This window comes from Streptomyces sp. SID4985 (genome assembly GCF_009863025.1).
Lineage (GTDB): Bacteria > Actinomycetota > Actinomycetes > Streptomycetales > Streptomycetaceae > Streptomyces.
In genome coordinates this window covers 1-15,923 of record NZ_WWIR01000248.1, presented here as the reverse complement: position 1 = coordinate 15,923, position 15,923 = coordinate 1, and the positions used below count along the sequence as shown (strand labels likewise).

Sequence of the window (15,923 nt, the reverse complement as noted above, 5' to 3'; positions counted from 1 at the left end):
GCGGCACCGGATACGACAACGGCTACAACACGGGCCAGGTCTACGGCGGCGGTCCCGGCGGCCCGGCCGCGCCCGGCACCCGCGCTCCGCGCCCCGCCCCGAACTGGGGCCGCCGGATCAAGCTGACGACGATCACCGTGCTGAGTGTGCTGATCGTCACGTCGGTCGCCACCTACTTCTGGGCCGACTCCAAGCTGCACCGGGACGTCGACCTGGCCCAGGTGATCGACCGGCCCGCCGAGGGCGAGGGCACCAACTATCTGATCGTCGGCTCCGACAGCCGCAAGGGCATGTCGGACGAGGAGAAGAAGAAGCTGCACACCGGCTCCGCCGAGGGCCAGCGCACCGACTCGATGATGATCCTGCACGTCGGCTCGAACGGCGACACGCTCATATCCCTGCCGCGCGACTCGAACGTCACGATCCCGAGCTTCAAGGGCTCGCAGTCCGGCAGGCTCTACCCGGCCTCCGGCACCACCAAGCTGAACGCGGCCTACGCCAAGGACGGCCCCACGCTCCTGGTCCGCACGGTCGAGTACAACACCGGCCTGCACATCGACCACTACGTGGAGATCGGCTTCGCGGGCTTCGCCAACATCGTGGACGCCGTCGGTGGCGTCGACATGAAGCTCGACCAGGGCTTCAAGGACAAGTACTCCGGCGCCGACTTCCAGGCCGGCGAGCAGACCCTCAACGGCGAGCAGGCCCTGGCCTTCGTCCGCACCCGGCACGCCTTCGCGGCCTCCGACCTCCAGCGCACCAAGAACCAGCAGAAGTTCCTCTCCGCGCTGTCCCACCAGGTGGCCACCCCGTCCACCGTCCTGAACCCCTTCAAGCTCTACCCGACCATGGGCGCGGGCCTGGACTCCCTCACGGTCGACAAGGACATGAGCCTGTGGGACCTCGCCTCCATGTTCTGGGCCATGAAGGGCGTCAGCGGCGGTGACGGCACCTCCCTGAACATGCCCATCTCCGGCTCGGTCGGCGGCAACCTCGTCTGGGACAAGGCGAAGGTCCAGACCCTGGTGAACGAGCTGAAGAACGACGAGAAGGTGACGGTCACGGGCAACTGAGCCCCGCCTCCCGGACGTTGGGCCCCGGCCCCGGACACACGGAAGGCGCCTCCCCCGGTCGTACGGGGAAGGCGCCTTCCGTCGTTCACGTCGTCGCGCGTTACGGCAGGTTCCTCGCCATCACGATCCGCTGAACTTGGTTCGTGCCCTCATAAATCTGGGTGATCTTGGCATCGCGCATCATGCGCTCGACCGGGTAGTCGCGGGTGTAGCCGTAGCCGCCGAGGAGCTGGACGGCGTCGGTGGTGACCTCCATGGCGACGTCCGAGGCGAAGCACTTGGCGGCGGCGCCCTGGAAGGTGAGGTCCTTGTCGCCGCGCTCGGAGGCGGCCGCGGCCTGGTAGGTCAGGGCGCGGGCGGCGGCGATCTTCATGGCCATGTCGGCCAGCATGAACTGGATGCCCTGGAAGTCGGCGATCGGCTTGCCGAACTGCTTGCGCTCCTGGACGTAGCCCTTGGCGTAGTCGAGGGCGCCCTGGGCGACACCGAGGGCCTGGGCGGCGATGGTGATGCGGGTGTGGTCCAGGGTCTTCATGGCCGTCGCGAAGCCGGTGCCCTCCTCGCCGATCATGCGGTCGGCGGGGATGCGGACGTTGTCGAAGTAGACCTCGCGGGTCGGGGAGCCCTTGATGCCGAGCTTCTTCTCCGGGGCGCCGAAGGAGACACCCTCGTCCGACTTCTCGACCACGAAGGCGGAGATGCCCTTCGAGCGCTTCGAGGGGTCGGTGACGGCCATCACCGTGTAGTACTCGGAGACGCCCGCGTTGGTGATCCAGCGCTTCACGCCGTTGAGCACCCAGAAGTCTCCGTCGCGGACCGCCTTGGTCTTCATGCCCGCCGCGTCCGAACCGGCGTCCGGCTCGGAGAGGCAGTACGAGAACATCGCGTCGCCCTTGGCGAGCGGCCCCAGGTACTTCTTCTTCAGCTCCTCGGAGCCGGAGAGGATCACCGGGAGCGAGCCCAGCTTGTTCACGGCCGGGATCAGGGAGGAGGAGACGCAGGCGCGGGCCACCTCCTCGATCACGATCACCGTGGCGAGCGCGTCGGCACCGGCGCCGCCGTACTCCTCCGGGACGTGCACGGCGTGCAGGTCACCGGCCACGAGGGCGTCCAGCGCCTCCTGCGGGAAGCGGGCCTCCTCGTCCACGGCGGCGGCGTACGGCGCGATCTTCGCCTCGACCAGCGAGCGGACGGAGTCGCGGAGCATGTCGTGCTCCTCGGACAGGCGGTACAGGTCGAAGTCAGCCGATCCGGCCACGGTCTCTCACGCTCCAAGGACGCTGTGCTACTGACGCTAATTACCGTTAAGTAACTGCAGTTTAGAGGGCTGCCCGGGGCCCGCATACGTGAGCTTGGCGACAGCTGGAGACCTGCCCGGAGCGGCGCACGACTATGCTCGGGCTCCGCACCATCGACGTACCCCCAGCTGGAGCAGCAATGAGCCTGAAGATCACCGTGATCGGCACCGGCTATCTCGGCGCCACGCACGCCGCGGCCATGGCCGAACTCGGCTTCGAGGTGCTGGGCCTGGACGTGGTGCCGGAGAAGATCGCCCTGCTGGAGCGCGGCGAGACCCCGATGTACGAGCCGGGGCTCGACGAGCTGCTGCGCCGCCATGTCGCGGGCATCGAGGGGTCCACGGGCCGGCTGCGGTTCACGACCGACTTCGCGGAGGTCGCGGAGTTCGGCGATGTCCACTTCCTCTGTGTGAACACCCCGCAGAAGCGCGGCGAGTACGCCTGCGACATGAGTTACGTCGACGCAGCCCTCGCCTCGCTCGCCCCGCATCTGAGGCGCCCGGCGCTGGTCGTCGGCAAGTCCACCGTGCCGGTGGGCTCGGCGGGCCGCCTCGCCGCCTACCTGGCCGAGCACGCGCCCGTGGGCGCGGACGCCGAGCTGGCCTGGAACCCGGAGTTCCTGCGCGAGGGCTTCGCCGTCCAGGACACCCTGCACCCGGACCGGATCGTGGTCGGCGTGCGCGGGGAGCGGGCGGAGAAGCTGCTGCGCGAGGTGTACGCCACGCCGATCGGCGAGGGCACCCCGTTCGTGGTGACCGACTTCCCGACCGCCGAGCTGGTCAAGACGGCCGCCAACTCCTTCCTCGCCACCAAGATCTCCTTCATCAACGCCATGGCGGAGGTGTGCGAGGCCGCCGACGGCGACGTGGCGAAGCTCGCGGAGGCCATCGGCCACGACGAGCGGATCGGCAGCAAGTTCCTGCGCGCCGGGATCGGTTTCGGCGGCGGCTGTCTGCCGAAGGACATCCGCGCCTTCATGGCACGCGCCGGTGAGCTGGGCGCGGACCAGGCGCTGACCTTCCTGCGCGAGATCGACTCCATCAACATGCGGCGTCGCGGTCAGATGGTCGAGATGACGCGGGAGGCGGTCGGGGGCGGCTCGTTCCTCGGCAAGCGGGTCGCGGTGCTCGGCGCCACCTTCAAGCCCGACTCCGACGACGTACGTGACTCGCCCGCGCTGAACGTCGCCGGGCAGATACACCTCCAGGGCGGCCAGGTCACGGTGTACGACCCGAAGGGCATGGACAACGCCCGCAAGGTCTTCCCGACGCTCGGCTACGCGGACTCGGCGCTCGACGCGGTGCGCGGCGCGGACGTCGTCCTGCATCTGACGGAGTGGCGGGAGTTCCGCGAGCTGGACCCGGCGGAGCTGGGCGGGGTCGCGGCGGAGCGGGTACTGCTCGACGGGCGCAACGCGCTCGACGCCGAGCTGTGGCGGCGGGCCGGGTGGACGTACCGGGCGATGGGCCGTCCGACCGCGTAACGCCCTTCGGGGGTACGACGGTTGGGCCGCACCGGGGACGCCGGTTCGGCCGAGGCTCAGTCGGCCGAACCGGCGTCTGTGCGCATTGTGCACCACGGGGCGCGAACGTGACCGCGCAACCCCCGGGCCCTTACCTGTCCTTGGTGTGCGGGGCGGTGTCGTGGGCCTCCTGGGCGCCCTCGGTGTTCTCGATGTCCTTGGCGTCCTTGGCCCGGTAGCGCCGCATCTTCGCGCGGGCCCCGCACACCTGCATCGAGCACCAGCGGCCGCGTCCGGCGGGGCTGCGGTCGTAGTACGCCCAGTGGCAGTCGGGCGCCTCGCACGCCTTGAGCCGCTGCCAGACGCCCGCGACCAGTGCCTCGGCGACGGCGGCGGCGACGCGGGAGAGCAGCGGGGCCGGGTCGGCGGGGGCGAGGCGGGCGGAGCCGTCGGTGTCGTCCACGGCGAGGTGGAGCGGGGCGTGGGCGAGCAGGTCGCCCAGCGGAGTCACCGTACGGTGCGGCCGGTGCCCGGCGTGCGCGAGCAGGGCGGCGCGCAGGGACTCGCGCAGCGTACGGGCGTCCGCCACGTCCTCCGGGCCGATCCCGAGGTTCGCGCGGCCCTCCTCCGTGTCGAGCAGGTCGCGGCCGCTCTCGATGTCCAGGCTGTTGACCAGGGACTCCACCAGGACCAGGTTCCCGGGGGCGGCCGATCTGTCACTCATGCTTGCGACGTTACCCCCACTGCGGGAGTATGAGGTAACCGTTACCGGTTGCCCATCTCTATGGGTAACTGTATTCCGAGGAGGAAGCCATGCCCCTCGCCACACTGGGCGCGATCGTCCTGGACTGCCCCGACCCGCACGCCCTGGCCGCCTTCTACGCGGGCCTCCTGGGCGGCACCCCGGAGGGCGACGACACCTGGATCGACCTCAAGACCCCCGCCGGCCCCACCCTCGCCTTCCAGCGGGCCCCCGGCCACGTCCCCCCGGCCTGGCCCAACCCGGACGCCTCCCAGCAGTTCCACCTCGACCTGACGGTGGAGGACCTCGACGAGTCCGAGAAGCACGCGCTCTCGCTGGGCGCGAAGCCCCTGGACACGGCGCCCAACCGCACATGGCGGGTGTACGCGGATCCGGCGGGGCATCCGTTCTGTCTGTGCGCGTGCTGAAACACCGACTGCTCAGTCGTGGTAGTGGTAGCGGGCCTTGAGGATCTTCACTTCCTTGTCGTCCGCCCGGTAGACCAGCCGGTGCTCGTCGTCGATCCGCCGGGACCAGTACCCGGACAGGTCGGCCTTGAGCGGCTCCGGCTTGCCGATGCCGCTGAAGGGGTCGCGCTGGATCTCACCGATCAACCGGGTGATCCGGCGCGCCATTCTGCGGTCGGAGGCGAGCCAGAAGAGGAAGTCCTCCCACGCGTCGGGGTCGAAGTGCACGCTCCTCACTCGTCACCCGCCAACGCCCGCAGCTCGTCCAGCGACTTGGTGACCACGGGCCCGCTCTCCCTGTCACGCGCGACCGCCTCCATCAGACGCCGGGCATTCGCGGGGGAACGCAGCAGGTACACGGTCTCCTGCCAGGACTCGTAGTCCTCGGCGGACATCAGGACGGCGTCGCCCCCCTTGGAACTGATCCGTACCGGGGTGTGGTCCTCGTTGACCCGCTTGATCAGGGGAAACAGATCACGGCGTGCCTCACTGGCGCTTATGGTCATCGGTCCTGCTCCTTCCGGTGTCGTACCGAAAAACGGTACGACACCGGGACCGGTTTCCGGTACTGCCGCGTCGGCTAGCCGTCCAGGGACTCGATCGTCGCCGTGGACGCCGGGCGCGTGGCCCGGAGCTCGCGGGAGACGTCCTCCGCCGCGCCGAGCACGCGGACCGCGTTCTGCCAGGTGAGCTTGGCGAGGTCCGGCTTGGACCAGCCCCGGTCGAGGAGTTCGGCGATGAGGTTGGGGTAGCCGGAGACGTCGTTCAGGCCGTCGGGGGTGAAGGCCGTGCCGTCGTAGTCGCCGCCGATGCCGAGGTGGTCGATGCCGGCGACCTCGCGCATGTGGTCGAGGTGGTCGGCGACCGTGGAGACGGTGGCGATCGGGCGCGGGTGGCTCTCCTCGAAGGCGCGGTGGACCTTCATGCCCTCCTCGGTGGTGTCGAGGTGGTGGAGGCCGTGCGCGCGCATGTTGTCGTCGGCGGCGACCGTCCAGTCGACGGCGGCCTGGAGGACGAACTTCGGCACGAAGGTCACCATGGCCATGCCGCCGTTGGCGGGGAGCCGCTCCAGCACGTCGTCCGGGATGTTGCGCGGATGGTCGCACACCGCGCGCGCGGACGAGTGGGAGAAGATCACCGGCGCCGAGGTGGCGTCCAGCGCGTCCCGCATCGTCGTCGCGGCGACGTGGGAGAGGTCGACGAGCATGCCGAGCCGGTTCATCTCGCGGACGACCTCGCGGCCGAACGCGGAAAGACCGCCCGCCTTCGGCTCGTCCGTCGCCGAGTCCGCCCAGTCCACGTTGTCGTTGTGGGTGAGCGTCATGTACCGCACACCGAGCGCGTACAGACTCCGCAGCGTGCCCAGCGAGTTGTCGATGGAGTGGCCGCCCTCGGCACCCATCAGGGAGGCGATACGGCCCGAGGCACGCGCCGCCTCCATGTCCGCGGCGGTCAGCGCGGGCGCCAGCTCGTCCGGGTACTGCTCGATCAGCCGCCGCACACAGTCGATCTGCTCCAGGGTCGCGGTCACCGCACCCGGCAGATCGGAGCGTACGTACACCGACCAGAACTGCGCCCCGACCCCGCCCTCGCGCAGGCGGGGCAGGTCGGTGTGCAGATGGGCGTTCTGGTGCGCGGCGATGTCCCGCGCGGCCAGGTCGTAGGCGACCTGCTCACGCAGCGCCCACGGCAGGTCGTTGTGGCCGTCGACCACGGGGAACTCGCGCAGCAGCGAGCGGGCTTCGTCCAGGGAGGTCATCCGCGTCACTTCCCGAATCCGAAGCCGTTCGCGCCCTCGACCTTCGAGCGCAGGCGCTTGCCCTTCTCGGTGGCCTGGTCGTTGAGGTCCTGCTGGAACTCGCGCATCTTCTGCAGGAGGTCCTCGTCGTGGGCGGCGAGCATCCGGGCCGCGAGGAGACCGGCGTTGCGGGCACCGGCGACGGAGACCGTGGCGACCGGGACACCGGCGGGCATCTGGACGATCGACAGGAGGGAGTCCATGCCGTCCAGGTACTTCAGCGGGACCGGGACGCCGATCACCGGGAGCGGGGTCACGGAGGCGAGCATGCCCGGGAGGTGGGCGGCGCCGCCCGCGCCCGCGATGATCGCCTTGAGCCCGCGGTCGGCGGCCTGCTCGCCGTAGGTGATCATCTCGCGCGGCATCCGGTGCGCGGAGACGACATCGACCTCGTAGGGGATCTCGAACTCGTCCAGTGCCTTGGCGGCGGCTTCCATGACGGGCCAGTCGGAGTCCGACCCCATGACGATGCCAACGAGGGGGCTCATTCGGTGATCGTGCCCTTCAGGTAGCCGGCTGCGTGACGCGCGCGTTCCAGTACGTCGTCCAGGTCGTCGCCGTAGGTGTTGACGTGACCCACCTTGCGGCCGGGTTTTACGTCCTTGCCATACATGTGGATCTTCAGCTGGGGGTCGCGCGCCATGCAGTGGAGGTACGCGGAGTACATGTCCGGGTAGTCGCCGCCGAGGACGTTCACCATGACCGTCCAGGGCGCGCGCGGGCGCGGGTCGCCGAGGGGGAGGTCGAGGACCGCGCGGACGTGGTTGGCGAACTGCGAGGTGATCGCGCCGTCCATGGACCAGTGGCCCGAGTTGTGCGGGCGCATGGCCAGCTCGTTGACGAGGACGCGGCCGTCGCGGGTCTGGAACAGCTCGACGGCGAGGTGGCCGACGACGCCCAGTTCCTTGGCGATGGTCAGCGCCATCTCCTCGGCCTTCAGCGCCAGCGCCTCGTCCAGGCCGGGCGCGGGCGCGATCACGGTGTCGCACACCCCGGCGACCTGGCGGGACTCCACGACCGGGTAGGCGACGGCCTGGCCGTGCGGGGAGCGCACGACGTTGGCGGCCAGCTCGCGGACGAAGTCGACCTTCTCCTCGGCCAGCACCGGCACGCCCGCCCGGAAGGGCTCGGCGGCCTCCTCGACGGAGTCCACGACCCACACGCCCTTGCCGTCGTAGCCGCCGCGCACGGTCTTGAGGACGACGGGGAAGCCGTCTCCCTCCGCCGCGAACGCGGCCACGTCGGCCGGGTCGCTCACGATGCGGTGGCGCGGACAGGGCACCCCGATCTCGGTGAGCTTCGCGCGCATCACACCCTTGTCCTGGGCGTGCACGAGCGCGTCGGGCCCCGGGCGCACGGGGATACCGTCCGCCTCCAGGGCCCGTAGGTGCTCGGTCGGCACGTGCTCGTGATCGAAGGTGATCACGTCACAGCCGCGCGCGAACTCACGCAGCGTGTCGAGGTCGCGGTAGTCGCCGATGACGACATCGCTCACGACCTGCGCCGCGGAATCCTGGGGAGTGTCACTGAGGAGCTTGAACCTGATGCCCAACGGGATGCCCGCCTCGTGCGTCATACGCGCGAGCTGCCCCCCGCCGACCATGCCGACTACCGGGAACGTCACCCCCCTAGCGTATCGGCCGCCCGGACCGGCCCGGCTCGCGCGCGTTCACGCGCCCCCGCGCGCGATCTCTTACCCGCCCCTTGCCCGCCTCTTGCCGACCCGTTTCCAGGCTGTGGCCCGGTGCGCGGGCATCGTGAAGAGCTCGTGGATAGCATGGCGGGGCCTATGGATGCCAAGGACAGGAGCTGCACCGCAATGGAACACCGTTCCTCGGGGCTGAACCGGCTCGCGCGCGAGCTGGCCAAGTTCGGGGCCGTCGGCGGTGCCGGTGTCCTGGTCAATCTGGGCGTGTTCAACCTGGTCCGGCACCTCTCGGATCTGCCGGTGGTGCGCGCCAGCATCATCGCGACCATCGTCGCGATCGTCTTCAACTACGTGGGCTTCCGCTACTGGACGTACCGGGACCGCGACAAGGGCGGCCGCACCCGCGAGCTGATGCTGTTCCTGGTGTTCAGCGCGATCGGCCTGGTCATCGAGAACGGCGTGCTGTACCTCGCGACCTACGGGTTCGGCTGGGACACCCCGCTGCAGAGCAACGTCTTCAAGTTCGTCGGCATCGGCGTAGCGACGCTGTTCCGGTTCTGGTCGTACCGCACCTGGGTCTTCCGGGCGCTGCCCGCCGAGGGCGACTCGGTCGTCAAGGGCTCGGGCGGCCCCCGGCCGGACGAGAAGCAGCGGGTGCGCTAGCCGCTTCCCGGTCCGCCCGCGCCCGTCCTCAGCGGACCGTGGGCCGCGCCTCGCCGTCCGCCTTCGGGGGCGGGGCCGTACGGGACAGGAAGAGGCCGAAGACCACCGGCTGTGTCTGGAGCAGCTCCAGACGGCCGCCGTCGGCCTCGGCGAGGTCGCGGGCGACGGCGAGCCCGATGCCGGTGGAGTTGCGGCCGCTGATGGCCCGCTCGAAGATCCGCGCGCCGAGGTCCGCGGGGATGCCGGAGCCCTCGTCGGTGACCTCGACCACGGCCTGGTTGCCGACGACCCGGGTGCGCAGGGCGACGGTGCCGCCGCCGTGCATCAGCGAGTTCTCGATCAGCGCGGCCAGCACCTGGGCGACCGCGCCGGGCGTGCCCACCGCCTTCAGATGCCGCTTGCCGGAGCTGACGATGGCCCGGCCCACGCCGCGGTAGGCGGGGCGCCACTCGGCGAGCTGCTGCTGGATGACCTCGTCGAGGTCGAAGGAGACGGCGGAGCCGGTACGCGGGTCGCGCGAGTTGGTGAGCAGCCGTTCCACCACGTCCGTCAGCCGCTCCACCTGCGTGAGCGCGATGGTGGCCTCCTCCTTCACCGTGTCCGGGTCGTCGGTGAGGGTGATCTCCTCCAGGCGCATGGACAGCGCGGTCAGCGGCGTACGGAGCTGGTGGGAGGCGTCGGCCGCGAGGCGCCGTTCGGCGGTGAGCATCCGGCCGATGCGCTCGGCGGAGGAGTCGAGCACGTCCGCGACCCGGTCCAGCTCGGGGACGCCGTAGCGCTTGTGCCGGGGGCGGGGGTCGCCGGAGCCGAGGCGCTCGGCGGTCTCGGCGAGGTCGGTGAGCGGGGAGGCGAGCCGGTTGGCCTGGCGTACGGCGAGCAGGACGGCGGCGATCACGGCGAGCAGCGCGACCAGGCCGATGATCAGCAGCGTGCGGCCGACCTCACGGGTCACGGCGGAGCGGGGCTCCTGCACGGTGACCGTCTCGCCCTCCTCGCCGTGCTGCGTGGAGTGGATGACCTCGCCCTTGGGCCGGGTGCCGATCTCGATGGGGGCCCGGCCGGGGACGCGGATGACGGCGTACTGGTCCTTGCTGACCGGATTGCGCAGCGCGTCGGTGTCGACGTGCTCGGAGGCGAGGATGCGGCTGTCCACGATGCTGGCCAGCCGGACCGCCTCGGACTCGACGCGTTCCTGGGCACTGTTGCTGATCGTCCGGGTCTCGACGATCACCAGGGACACCCCGAAGACCGCGATCACCACCAGCACGACGGCGAGCGTGGACTGAATGAGACGACGACGCACGGGGTCCCTCCGGAGAAACTAAGGACCACCAGTCTCCCCCGGCCCAGGGCAGTGCCCTAAGGGGCGCGGGGAACTGCGCGAACGCCCACGACGAGGGAGAGCCGCCGACGAACCCGCAGGCCCTCCCCGGAAGCCGAAACTCAGCTCTTCTCGAACCGGAAGCCCACTCCACGCACCGTGGCGATATAACGCGGATTCGCCGCATCATCCCCGAGCTTCTTCCGCAGCCACGAGATGTGCATGTCCAGCGTCTTGGTGGAGGACCACCACGTCGTGTCCCACACCTCCCGCATGAGCTGGTCGCGCGTGACGACCCGCCCCGCGTCCCGCACCAGCACCCGCAGCAGGTCGAACTCCTTGGCCGTGAGCTGGAGTTCCTCCTCCCCCATCCACGCGCGGTGCGACTCGACGTCGATCCGCACCCCGTGGGTGGCCGGAGGCTGCTGCGGCTCGGTCGCGCCGCGCCGGAGCAGGGCCCGGACGCGGGCGAGCAGCTCGGCGAGCCGGAAGGGCTTGGTGACGTAGTCGTCGGCGCCCGCGTCGAGGCCGACGACGGTGTCCACCTCGTCGGCGCGCGCGGTCAGGATGAGGATCGGCACGGTGTGGCCGTCGGCACGCAGTCGGCGGGCGACCTCCAGGCCGTCCATGCCGGGCAGGCCCAGGTCCAGCACGACCAGGTCGACACCGCCCTGCATTCCGGCGTCGAGCGCGGTGGGGCCGTCCTCGCGGACCTCGACCTCGTAACCTTCCCGGCGCAGGGCGCGGGCCAGCGGCTCCGAGATGGACGCGTCGTCCTCGGCGAGCAGTACACGGGTCATGAGCTGATGGTAGACCGCCCGCGCGTGGAGTCGGGGTGTGGTCCGCCACCGCGCTCTTACCTTTGTCCCCTGCTGGTACAAACCATTGCTCGCGGCGTGGGATCGTGGAAGAGCCTTGGAAACCCCTTGTGCGGTTCCCCGAATTCCTGTGATCCGCGTCTCAAGTCCTTCCATATCCGGCAGTCTCCTGCCGTATGGTGATCTGAACGCCTGTAGCACACACCGGGGACCTCTTGGCGGGCACATGTCGCCGAGGGTCTCTTCTTTGATGTGCGGGCTGACGAAGATCAGCCTCGAAAGGAATGACCTCTGGCCGGGCTCCGGACGCAGTGACGCGTACGGGGCGTGGATCCCGGTGGTCGCCGTCCACCGCTCCCCTGGGAGGCGGAGCCCCCCGGGCGTGGGGGTGGACGACCGACCCGCCGGTGCCGGCCGCACCCCCACCGGGCGCGCCGCGCTCCAACGCGCGTCCCGACCAGCAAGGAACGACCATGGCGTCCAGCCTGACGAAGGATTCGGTCCGCCCGGACATCGGGGCCGAGAAGACCTTCTTCGGCCACCCCCGCGGACTGGCCACCCTTTTCATGACCGAGATGTGGGAGCGTTTCTCCTACTACGGCATGAGGGCCCTGCTCCCGCTGTACCTGGTCGCCCCCAGCGGCCTGCACATGAACGCGGGCACGGCGACCGCGATCTACTCCGTGTACGTGTCGCTCGTCTACCTGCTCGCCCTTCCCGGCGGCTGGGTCGCGGACCGTCTGCTCGGTCCTCGCAAGACGGTGGCCGTTTCCGGTCTGATCATCATGCTCGGCCACCTGTGCCTGGCGCTGCCGGTCTCCGCGAGCTTCTTCGTGGGCCTGGGTCTGGTCGCGATCGGTTCGGGTCTGCTGAAGGCCAACATCTCCACCATGGTCGGCCACCTGTACAAGGGTCCGGACGACGCGCGCCGTGACGGTGGCTTCACGCTCTTCTACATCGGCATCAACCTCGGCGCCTTCATCGCGCCGCTGGTCATCGGTACCGTCGGTGAGAACGTCAACTGGCACTTCGGCTTCGCCCTCGCCGCGCTCGGCATGGCGCTGGGTCTGGGCCAGTACCTGCTGGGCGGCCGTCACCTGAGCGAGCAGAGCAACCTCGTCCCGACGCCGCTCACCGCCGAGGAGAAGCGCTCCACGCTGCGCAAGGGCCTGATCTGGCTCGCCATCGCCGTGGTGTTCTACGGCATCGTCGGCGGCACCGGTCACTTCACCCTGAACTGGGCGCTGATCCCGCTGACGATCATCGGCCTGATCGTCCCGATCATGGTGATCGCCCGGATCCGCCGGGACAAGGACCTGGACGACTCCGAGCGCTCGAAGGTGTCGGCGTACATCTGGTTCTTCGTCGCCGCGGCCGTGTTCTGGATGATCTACGACCAGGGTGGTTCGACCCTGTCGATCTTCGCCGACGCCTCGGCCAAGAACACGATCGCTGGCTGGAACTTCCCGGTCTCCTGGTACCAGTCGGTCAACCCGGTCATGATCATGGCCCTGGCCCCGGTGTTCGCCTGGCTGTGGCTGTGGCTGAACCGGCGCGGCAAGGAGCCGAGCACGATGGTGAAGTTCGCCTCCGGCCTCGTGCTGGTCGGTGCGTCCTTCTTCCTCTTCCTGGCTCCGCTGTCCATCGCCGAGGGCGGTCACAAGGCCGCCGCGCTGTGGCTGGTCGCGATCTACTTCGTGCAGACCGTCGGTGAGCTGACGCTGTCCCCGGTGGGTCTGTCCGTGACGACCAAGATGGCGCCGAAGAAGTACGCCTCGCAGATGATGGGCGTCTGGTTCCTCGCGGTCACCGCGGGCGACTCGATCACCGCCCTGCTGTCCAACCCGGCGGTCGGCGGCGTCAACCTCGACCGCATGGGCTTCGTCGGCCTGGAGGCCGTCCTCGCGGTCGTCGCCGGCATCGCGGTCTGGATGTACCGCAAGAAGGTCAAGGCGATGATGGGCTCGGTCAACTAGCCCCCTGCTACGCCCGAAAGGGGCCCGCATCCTGAGGATGCGGGCCCCTTTCGCATGCCCGGACGCGCTCGGCCCGCGTGGGCCTGCTCCGGCGGCGTGGCTCCGGGCCGGGACCGGCACTGGGTGGTACGCCGACTCCCCGCGCGCCCTGGGTGGGGGAACTGGGTGGTCCGGGGGGTTGTCGCCGTGCGGCAGACTGCCCCGCGCGCCCTGGGGGGCGGGGCCTGCGGGACACCTCTACGCAGCCGCCCGGGGCAACATCGAAGGGGGCGCCCTGGAGGCACGGACGACGAGGTCCCCGATTCGGCGGCGGCACGCCAAGACGCGACACCCTCCACGCCCATTCCCCTCAGCGGGGAGGCCGCACCGCGAGATGCCCTCCCGAGGGACGTGTAAGACCGCGGTCCGCCTCGGGACGGGACGATCCGCGTGTCCCGAGCGGCAGCACTCCGCAAGAGAGCCCTCGGCCGGCAGCCCCGACTACGAGCGGCACCCTCCCGACGGGATCGTCCGCAGGGAAGACGCACCACACGGCACCCGGCACTCTCCGCAGGGGACAGGTGCAGCCGGGGCCGCTACGGACCGGGCGGCATCCCCCGGGGCCGACCGGCGGACCGTACAACGAGCGACGCCCTCCCGGCCGGGTCGGCCGCAAGCAGGGCGTATCGCACGACACTCAGCGCCCCTCCGCACGGGGCACGGGGGCGCCGTAGCCCACTGCAGGGCCCGATCTGCGGGGGCGGCACTCCGCAGGAGAGCCCTCGGCCGACAGGCCCGACAACGAGCGACGCCCTCCCGGCCCGAGGCGGGCACAAGGAGGGCGTATCGCACAACACCGACGCGCAGATCGACGTCAGAGCGCCGCAGGCATTACGCCGGGGCGCCCAGTTCCGCCCAGACCGTTTTGCCGGGGCTGTCGGGGGTGCGGACGACGCCCCAGTCCAGGCAGAGGCGCTGGACGATGAACATGCCGTGGCCGCCGGGGCGGCCCGCGCGGTGCGGGGTGCGGGGGGCGGGCTGGCCGGTGCCGCGGTCGCGGACCTCCAGGCGGATCACCTTGCGGTCGCAGGTGAGGTACAGCTCGTCGGGGCCCCCAGCGTGCAGGCAGGCGTTGGTGACCAGCTCGGAGACGACGAGCAGGACGTCCTCGGCGGCGGCACGCTGCTCGGCGCCGGAGGCGGGCAGCCAGCCCCAGGCGTACAGCGCCTGGCGGGTGAAGTCCCGGGCGAGCGGCACGACCCCGCTCTCACCGTCCAGGCTCAGCCTGCGGGCCTGCTGCCCCGGGGCCTGCCGCACACCCTCGGCGGGCGCGGGCGGCGCGGCCGCGCCCGCGGACGCGCCGTCGGACGGCGCACTTCCCTCGGGCATCCCGGAAGCGCCGCTCGGCTCCGGGCCGCGGTCGCCCGGCGAGTAGGGCCGGGTGGTGCTCATCAGCGCTTCACCTCACCGATTCACCAGTTCACGATTCAAAAGTCCGACTCCGTTCGGATCGCGGGCGGTCCGTCCGCCGGGCGCCCGTGCGCGCCGCTTCCGCCGCCCGTCCGCCTCCACCCCTACGTCGCGTCCGGGCCGTCCGCCGGTTCCCGGAAAGGGAGGCGGCCGTCGGCCGACAGATTCAGAGTGTCTCCTGCCCGACCGAGGCGGCGGAACACCCGCGTGTTCCGCGTGACCGGTGCGCCGGGCGGGCGCGGGCGTGCGAGGGGCGCGGTGTCAGCCGTCCCCGCCGGCCAGCGCGGCGTCCAGGGAGTCATGGACGGTGAAGACCGCCTCCGCCCCCGTGATCTCGAACACGCGTGCGACCACCGGCAGCATTCCCGCCAGATGGACCCCACCGCCCGCGGCATCGGCCTTGAGCCGCGCGCCGAGCAGAACGTTGAGGCCCGTGGAGTCGCAGAACTCCAGTCGCGAGCAGTCCACGACGAGCCGCGAGAAGCCCTTCGCCAGGAGGTCGTCGAGCGGCTCGCGCAGTAGATCGGCGGTGTGGTGATCGAGTTCACCCGCCGGTGTCACTACGGCGCTGGAGCCCTCTTCCCGCACCTCCACCAGAAGCCGGCCCGACTGTGCGCTGCCGACCGTCCCGTGGTCCATGCCGTCTCTCTCCCGAGGTCGTGGCTGCTGATGCCCTCGAACACTACGCCTTCCACACGTACTCCGACACCCGAACAACCCCGCAAAATCGGGCATATCGCAGCACAAGGAACTTGCCACCGGCTCGGTGGAGCGGGTAGGGCTAGTAAGGACACAACACACCCCCACCCCGGCCTCGGAGGCGCCGCACACCGCAGTGCACGCATTTCGGCTTCGGCAGCCTTATGCCGAGAACGATGGAGGACACCCATGTCACCCCGGCTCGACGCATCGCATACCCCGATCGCGACGTCGACACCCCCACCGGACCAACTGGATCATGCCATCGATCCTCTCGACCCCCTGGCGGGTCTCCCGGAGATCCCGCCCTTCGACGAGGTCGGCCCGGTGGACGCGCGGGCCCTTTCCAAGACCCTCTTCCAGCGCCTCGAGTCGCTGGAGGAAGGCACGCATGAACACGCTTACGTCCGCAACACCCTGGTCGAACTGAACCTGGCGCTCGTCAGGTTCGCCGCGTCCCGCTTCCGCTCCCGCAGCGAGCCGATGGAGGACATCGTCCAGGTCGGCAC

Annotated in this window: 16 protein-coding genes and 1 pseudogene; 6 read left to right on the top strand and 11 right to left on the bottom strand. The window is 70.3% G+C overall.

Annotated elements, in window-relative coordinates; translation table 11 throughout:
- Positions 1-1,073 (top strand): LCP family protein (locus tag GTW40_RS10215; RefSeq protein WP_161179847.1); only part of this gene is annotated, 1,073 nt, incomplete at its 5' end.
- 100 nt (positions 1,074-1,173) lie between these two features.
- On the opposite strand, the gene GTW40_RS10210 is transcribed toward GTW40_RS10215, so the two are convergent.
- Positions 1,174-2,331, bottom strand: a complete 1,158-nt coding sequence (locus GTW40_RS10210) for an acyl-CoA dehydrogenase (protein WP_161179846.1) — start codon at positions 2,329-2,331, stop codon at positions 1,174-1,176.
- Between the two features lie 179 nt (positions 2,332-2,510).
- Between GTW40_RS10210 and GTW40_RS10205 the strand changes: the two genes are divergently transcribed.
- The gene (locus GTW40_RS10205; protein ID WP_161179845.1) at positions 2,511-3,854 is read left to right on the top strand and encodes a UDP-glucose/GDP-mannose dehydrogenase family protein; all 1,344 of its coding nucleotides are present in this window, start codon (positions 2,511-2,513) and stop codon (positions 3,852-3,854) included.
- 130 nt (positions 3,855-3,984) lie between these two features.
- Here the strand turns inward: GTW40_RS10205 and GTW40_RS10200 are convergent, their stop codons facing one another.
- Positions 3,985-4,557, bottom strand: coding sequence for a CGNR zinc finger domain-containing protein (locus GTW40_RS10200; RefSeq protein WP_161179844.1), 573 nt, complete (start codon positions 4,555-4,557; stop codon positions 3,985-3,987).
- 89 nt (positions 4,558-4,646) lie between these two features.
- Between GTW40_RS10200 and GTW40_RS10195 the strand changes: the two genes are divergently transcribed.
- The gene (locus tag GTW40_RS10195; RefSeq protein WP_161179843.1) at positions 4,647-5,003 is read left to right on the top strand and encodes a VOC family protein; all 357 of its coding nucleotides are present in this window, start codon (positions 4,647-4,649) and stop codon (positions 5,001-5,003) included.
- A 12-nt stretch (positions 5,004-5,015) separates the two neighbouring features.
- Here the strand turns inward: GTW40_RS10195 and GTW40_RS10190 are convergent, their stop codons facing one another.
- The 5 genes from GTW40_RS10190 to GTW40_RS10170 all read right to left on the bottom strand — a co-directional run bounded on the left by GTW40_RS10190 (position 5,016) and on the right by GTW40_RS10170 (position 8,464).
- Positions 5,016-5,279 (bottom strand): Txe/YoeB family addiction module toxin, encoded by a 264-nt coding sequence (locus GTW40_RS10190; protein ID WP_161179842.1) that lies wholly within the window; start codon positions 5,277-5,279, stop codon positions 5,016-5,018.
- Entirely contained in the window at positions 5,276-5,548 is a 273-nt protein-coding gene (locus GTW40_RS10185) for a type II toxin-antitoxin system prevent-host-death family antitoxin (protein WP_161179841.1), read from the bottom strand. The genes GTW40_RS10190 and GTW40_RS10185 overlap by 4 nt, the downstream gene beginning before the upstream one ends.
- Positions 5,549-5,622: 74 nt before the next feature.
- Complete coding sequence (locus GTW40_RS10180; protein WP_161179840.1) at positions 5,623-6,801, bottom strand: dipeptidase; 1,179 nt, start codon at positions 6,799-6,801, stop codon at positions 5,623-5,625.
- Between the two features lie 5 nt (positions 6,802-6,806).
- Complete coding sequence (gene purE, locus GTW40_RS10175) at positions 6,807-7,328, bottom strand: 5-(carboxyamino)imidazole ribonucleotide mutase (protein ID WP_161179839.1); 522 nt, start codon at positions 7,326-7,328, stop codon at positions 6,807-6,809.
- The gene (locus GTW40_RS10170) at positions 7,325-8,464 is read right to left on the bottom strand and encodes a 5-(carboxyamino)imidazole ribonucleotide synthase (RefSeq protein ID WP_161179838.1); all 1,140 of its coding nucleotides are present in this window, start codon (positions 8,462-8,464) and stop codon (positions 7,325-7,327) included. The genes purE and GTW40_RS10170 overlap by 4 nt, the downstream gene beginning before the upstream one ends.
- Positions 8,465-8,659: 195 nt before the next feature.
- On the opposite strand from GTW40_RS10170, the gene GTW40_RS10165 reads away from it, so the two are divergent.
- Positions 8,660-9,151 carry a GtrA family protein gene (locus GTW40_RS10165; protein ID WP_161179837.1) on the top strand — a complete coding sequence of 164 codons (492 nt, stop codon included), beginning with the start codon at positions 8,660-8,662 and terminating at the stop codon, positions 9,149-9,151.
- Positions 9,152-9,179: 28 nt separating this feature from the next.
- On the opposite strand, the gene GTW40_RS10160 is transcribed toward GTW40_RS10165, so the two are convergent.
- Complete coding sequence (locus GTW40_RS10160; protein ID WP_161179836.1) at positions 9,180-10,454, bottom strand: ATP-binding protein; 1,275 nt, start codon at positions 10,452-10,454, stop codon at positions 9,180-9,182.
- Between the two features lie 140 nt (positions 10,455-10,594).
- Positions 10,595-11,272, bottom strand: coding sequence for a response regulator transcription factor (locus GTW40_RS10155; protein WP_018548088.1), 678 nt, complete (start codon positions 11,270-11,272; stop codon positions 10,595-10,597).
- 491 nt (positions 11,273-11,763) lie between these two features.
- Here GTW40_RS10155 and GTW40_RS10150 point away from each other — a divergent pair, with 491 nt between their 5' ends.
- Positions 11,764-13,266, top strand: coding sequence for an oligopeptide:H+ symporter (locus GTW40_RS10150; RefSeq protein ID WP_161179835.1), 1,503 nt, complete (start codon positions 11,764-11,766; stop codon positions 13,264-13,266).
- Between the two features lie 870 nt (positions 13,267-14,136).
- On the opposite strand, the gene GTW40_RS10145 is transcribed toward GTW40_RS10150, so the two are convergent.
- Positions 14,137-14,697 carry an ATP-binding protein gene (locus GTW40_RS10145; protein ID WP_161179834.1) on the bottom strand — a complete coding sequence of 187 codons (561 nt, stop codon included), beginning with the start codon at positions 14,695-14,697 and terminating at the stop codon, positions 14,137-14,139.
- A gap of 279 nt (positions 14,698-14,976) precedes the next feature.
- On the bottom strand, positions 14,977-15,354 hold the full coding sequence (locus GTW40_RS10140) for an STAS domain-containing protein (RefSeq protein WP_161179833.1): 378 nt from the start codon (positions 15,352-15,354) through the stop codon (positions 14,977-14,979).
- A 249-nt stretch (positions 15,355-15,603) separates the two neighbouring features.
- Here GTW40_RS10140 and GTW40_RS10135 point away from each other — a divergent pair.
- Positions 15,604-15,923 (top strand): annotated as a pseudogene (locus tag GTW40_RS10135) (RNA polymerase sigma factor SigF); the annotation flags it as partial.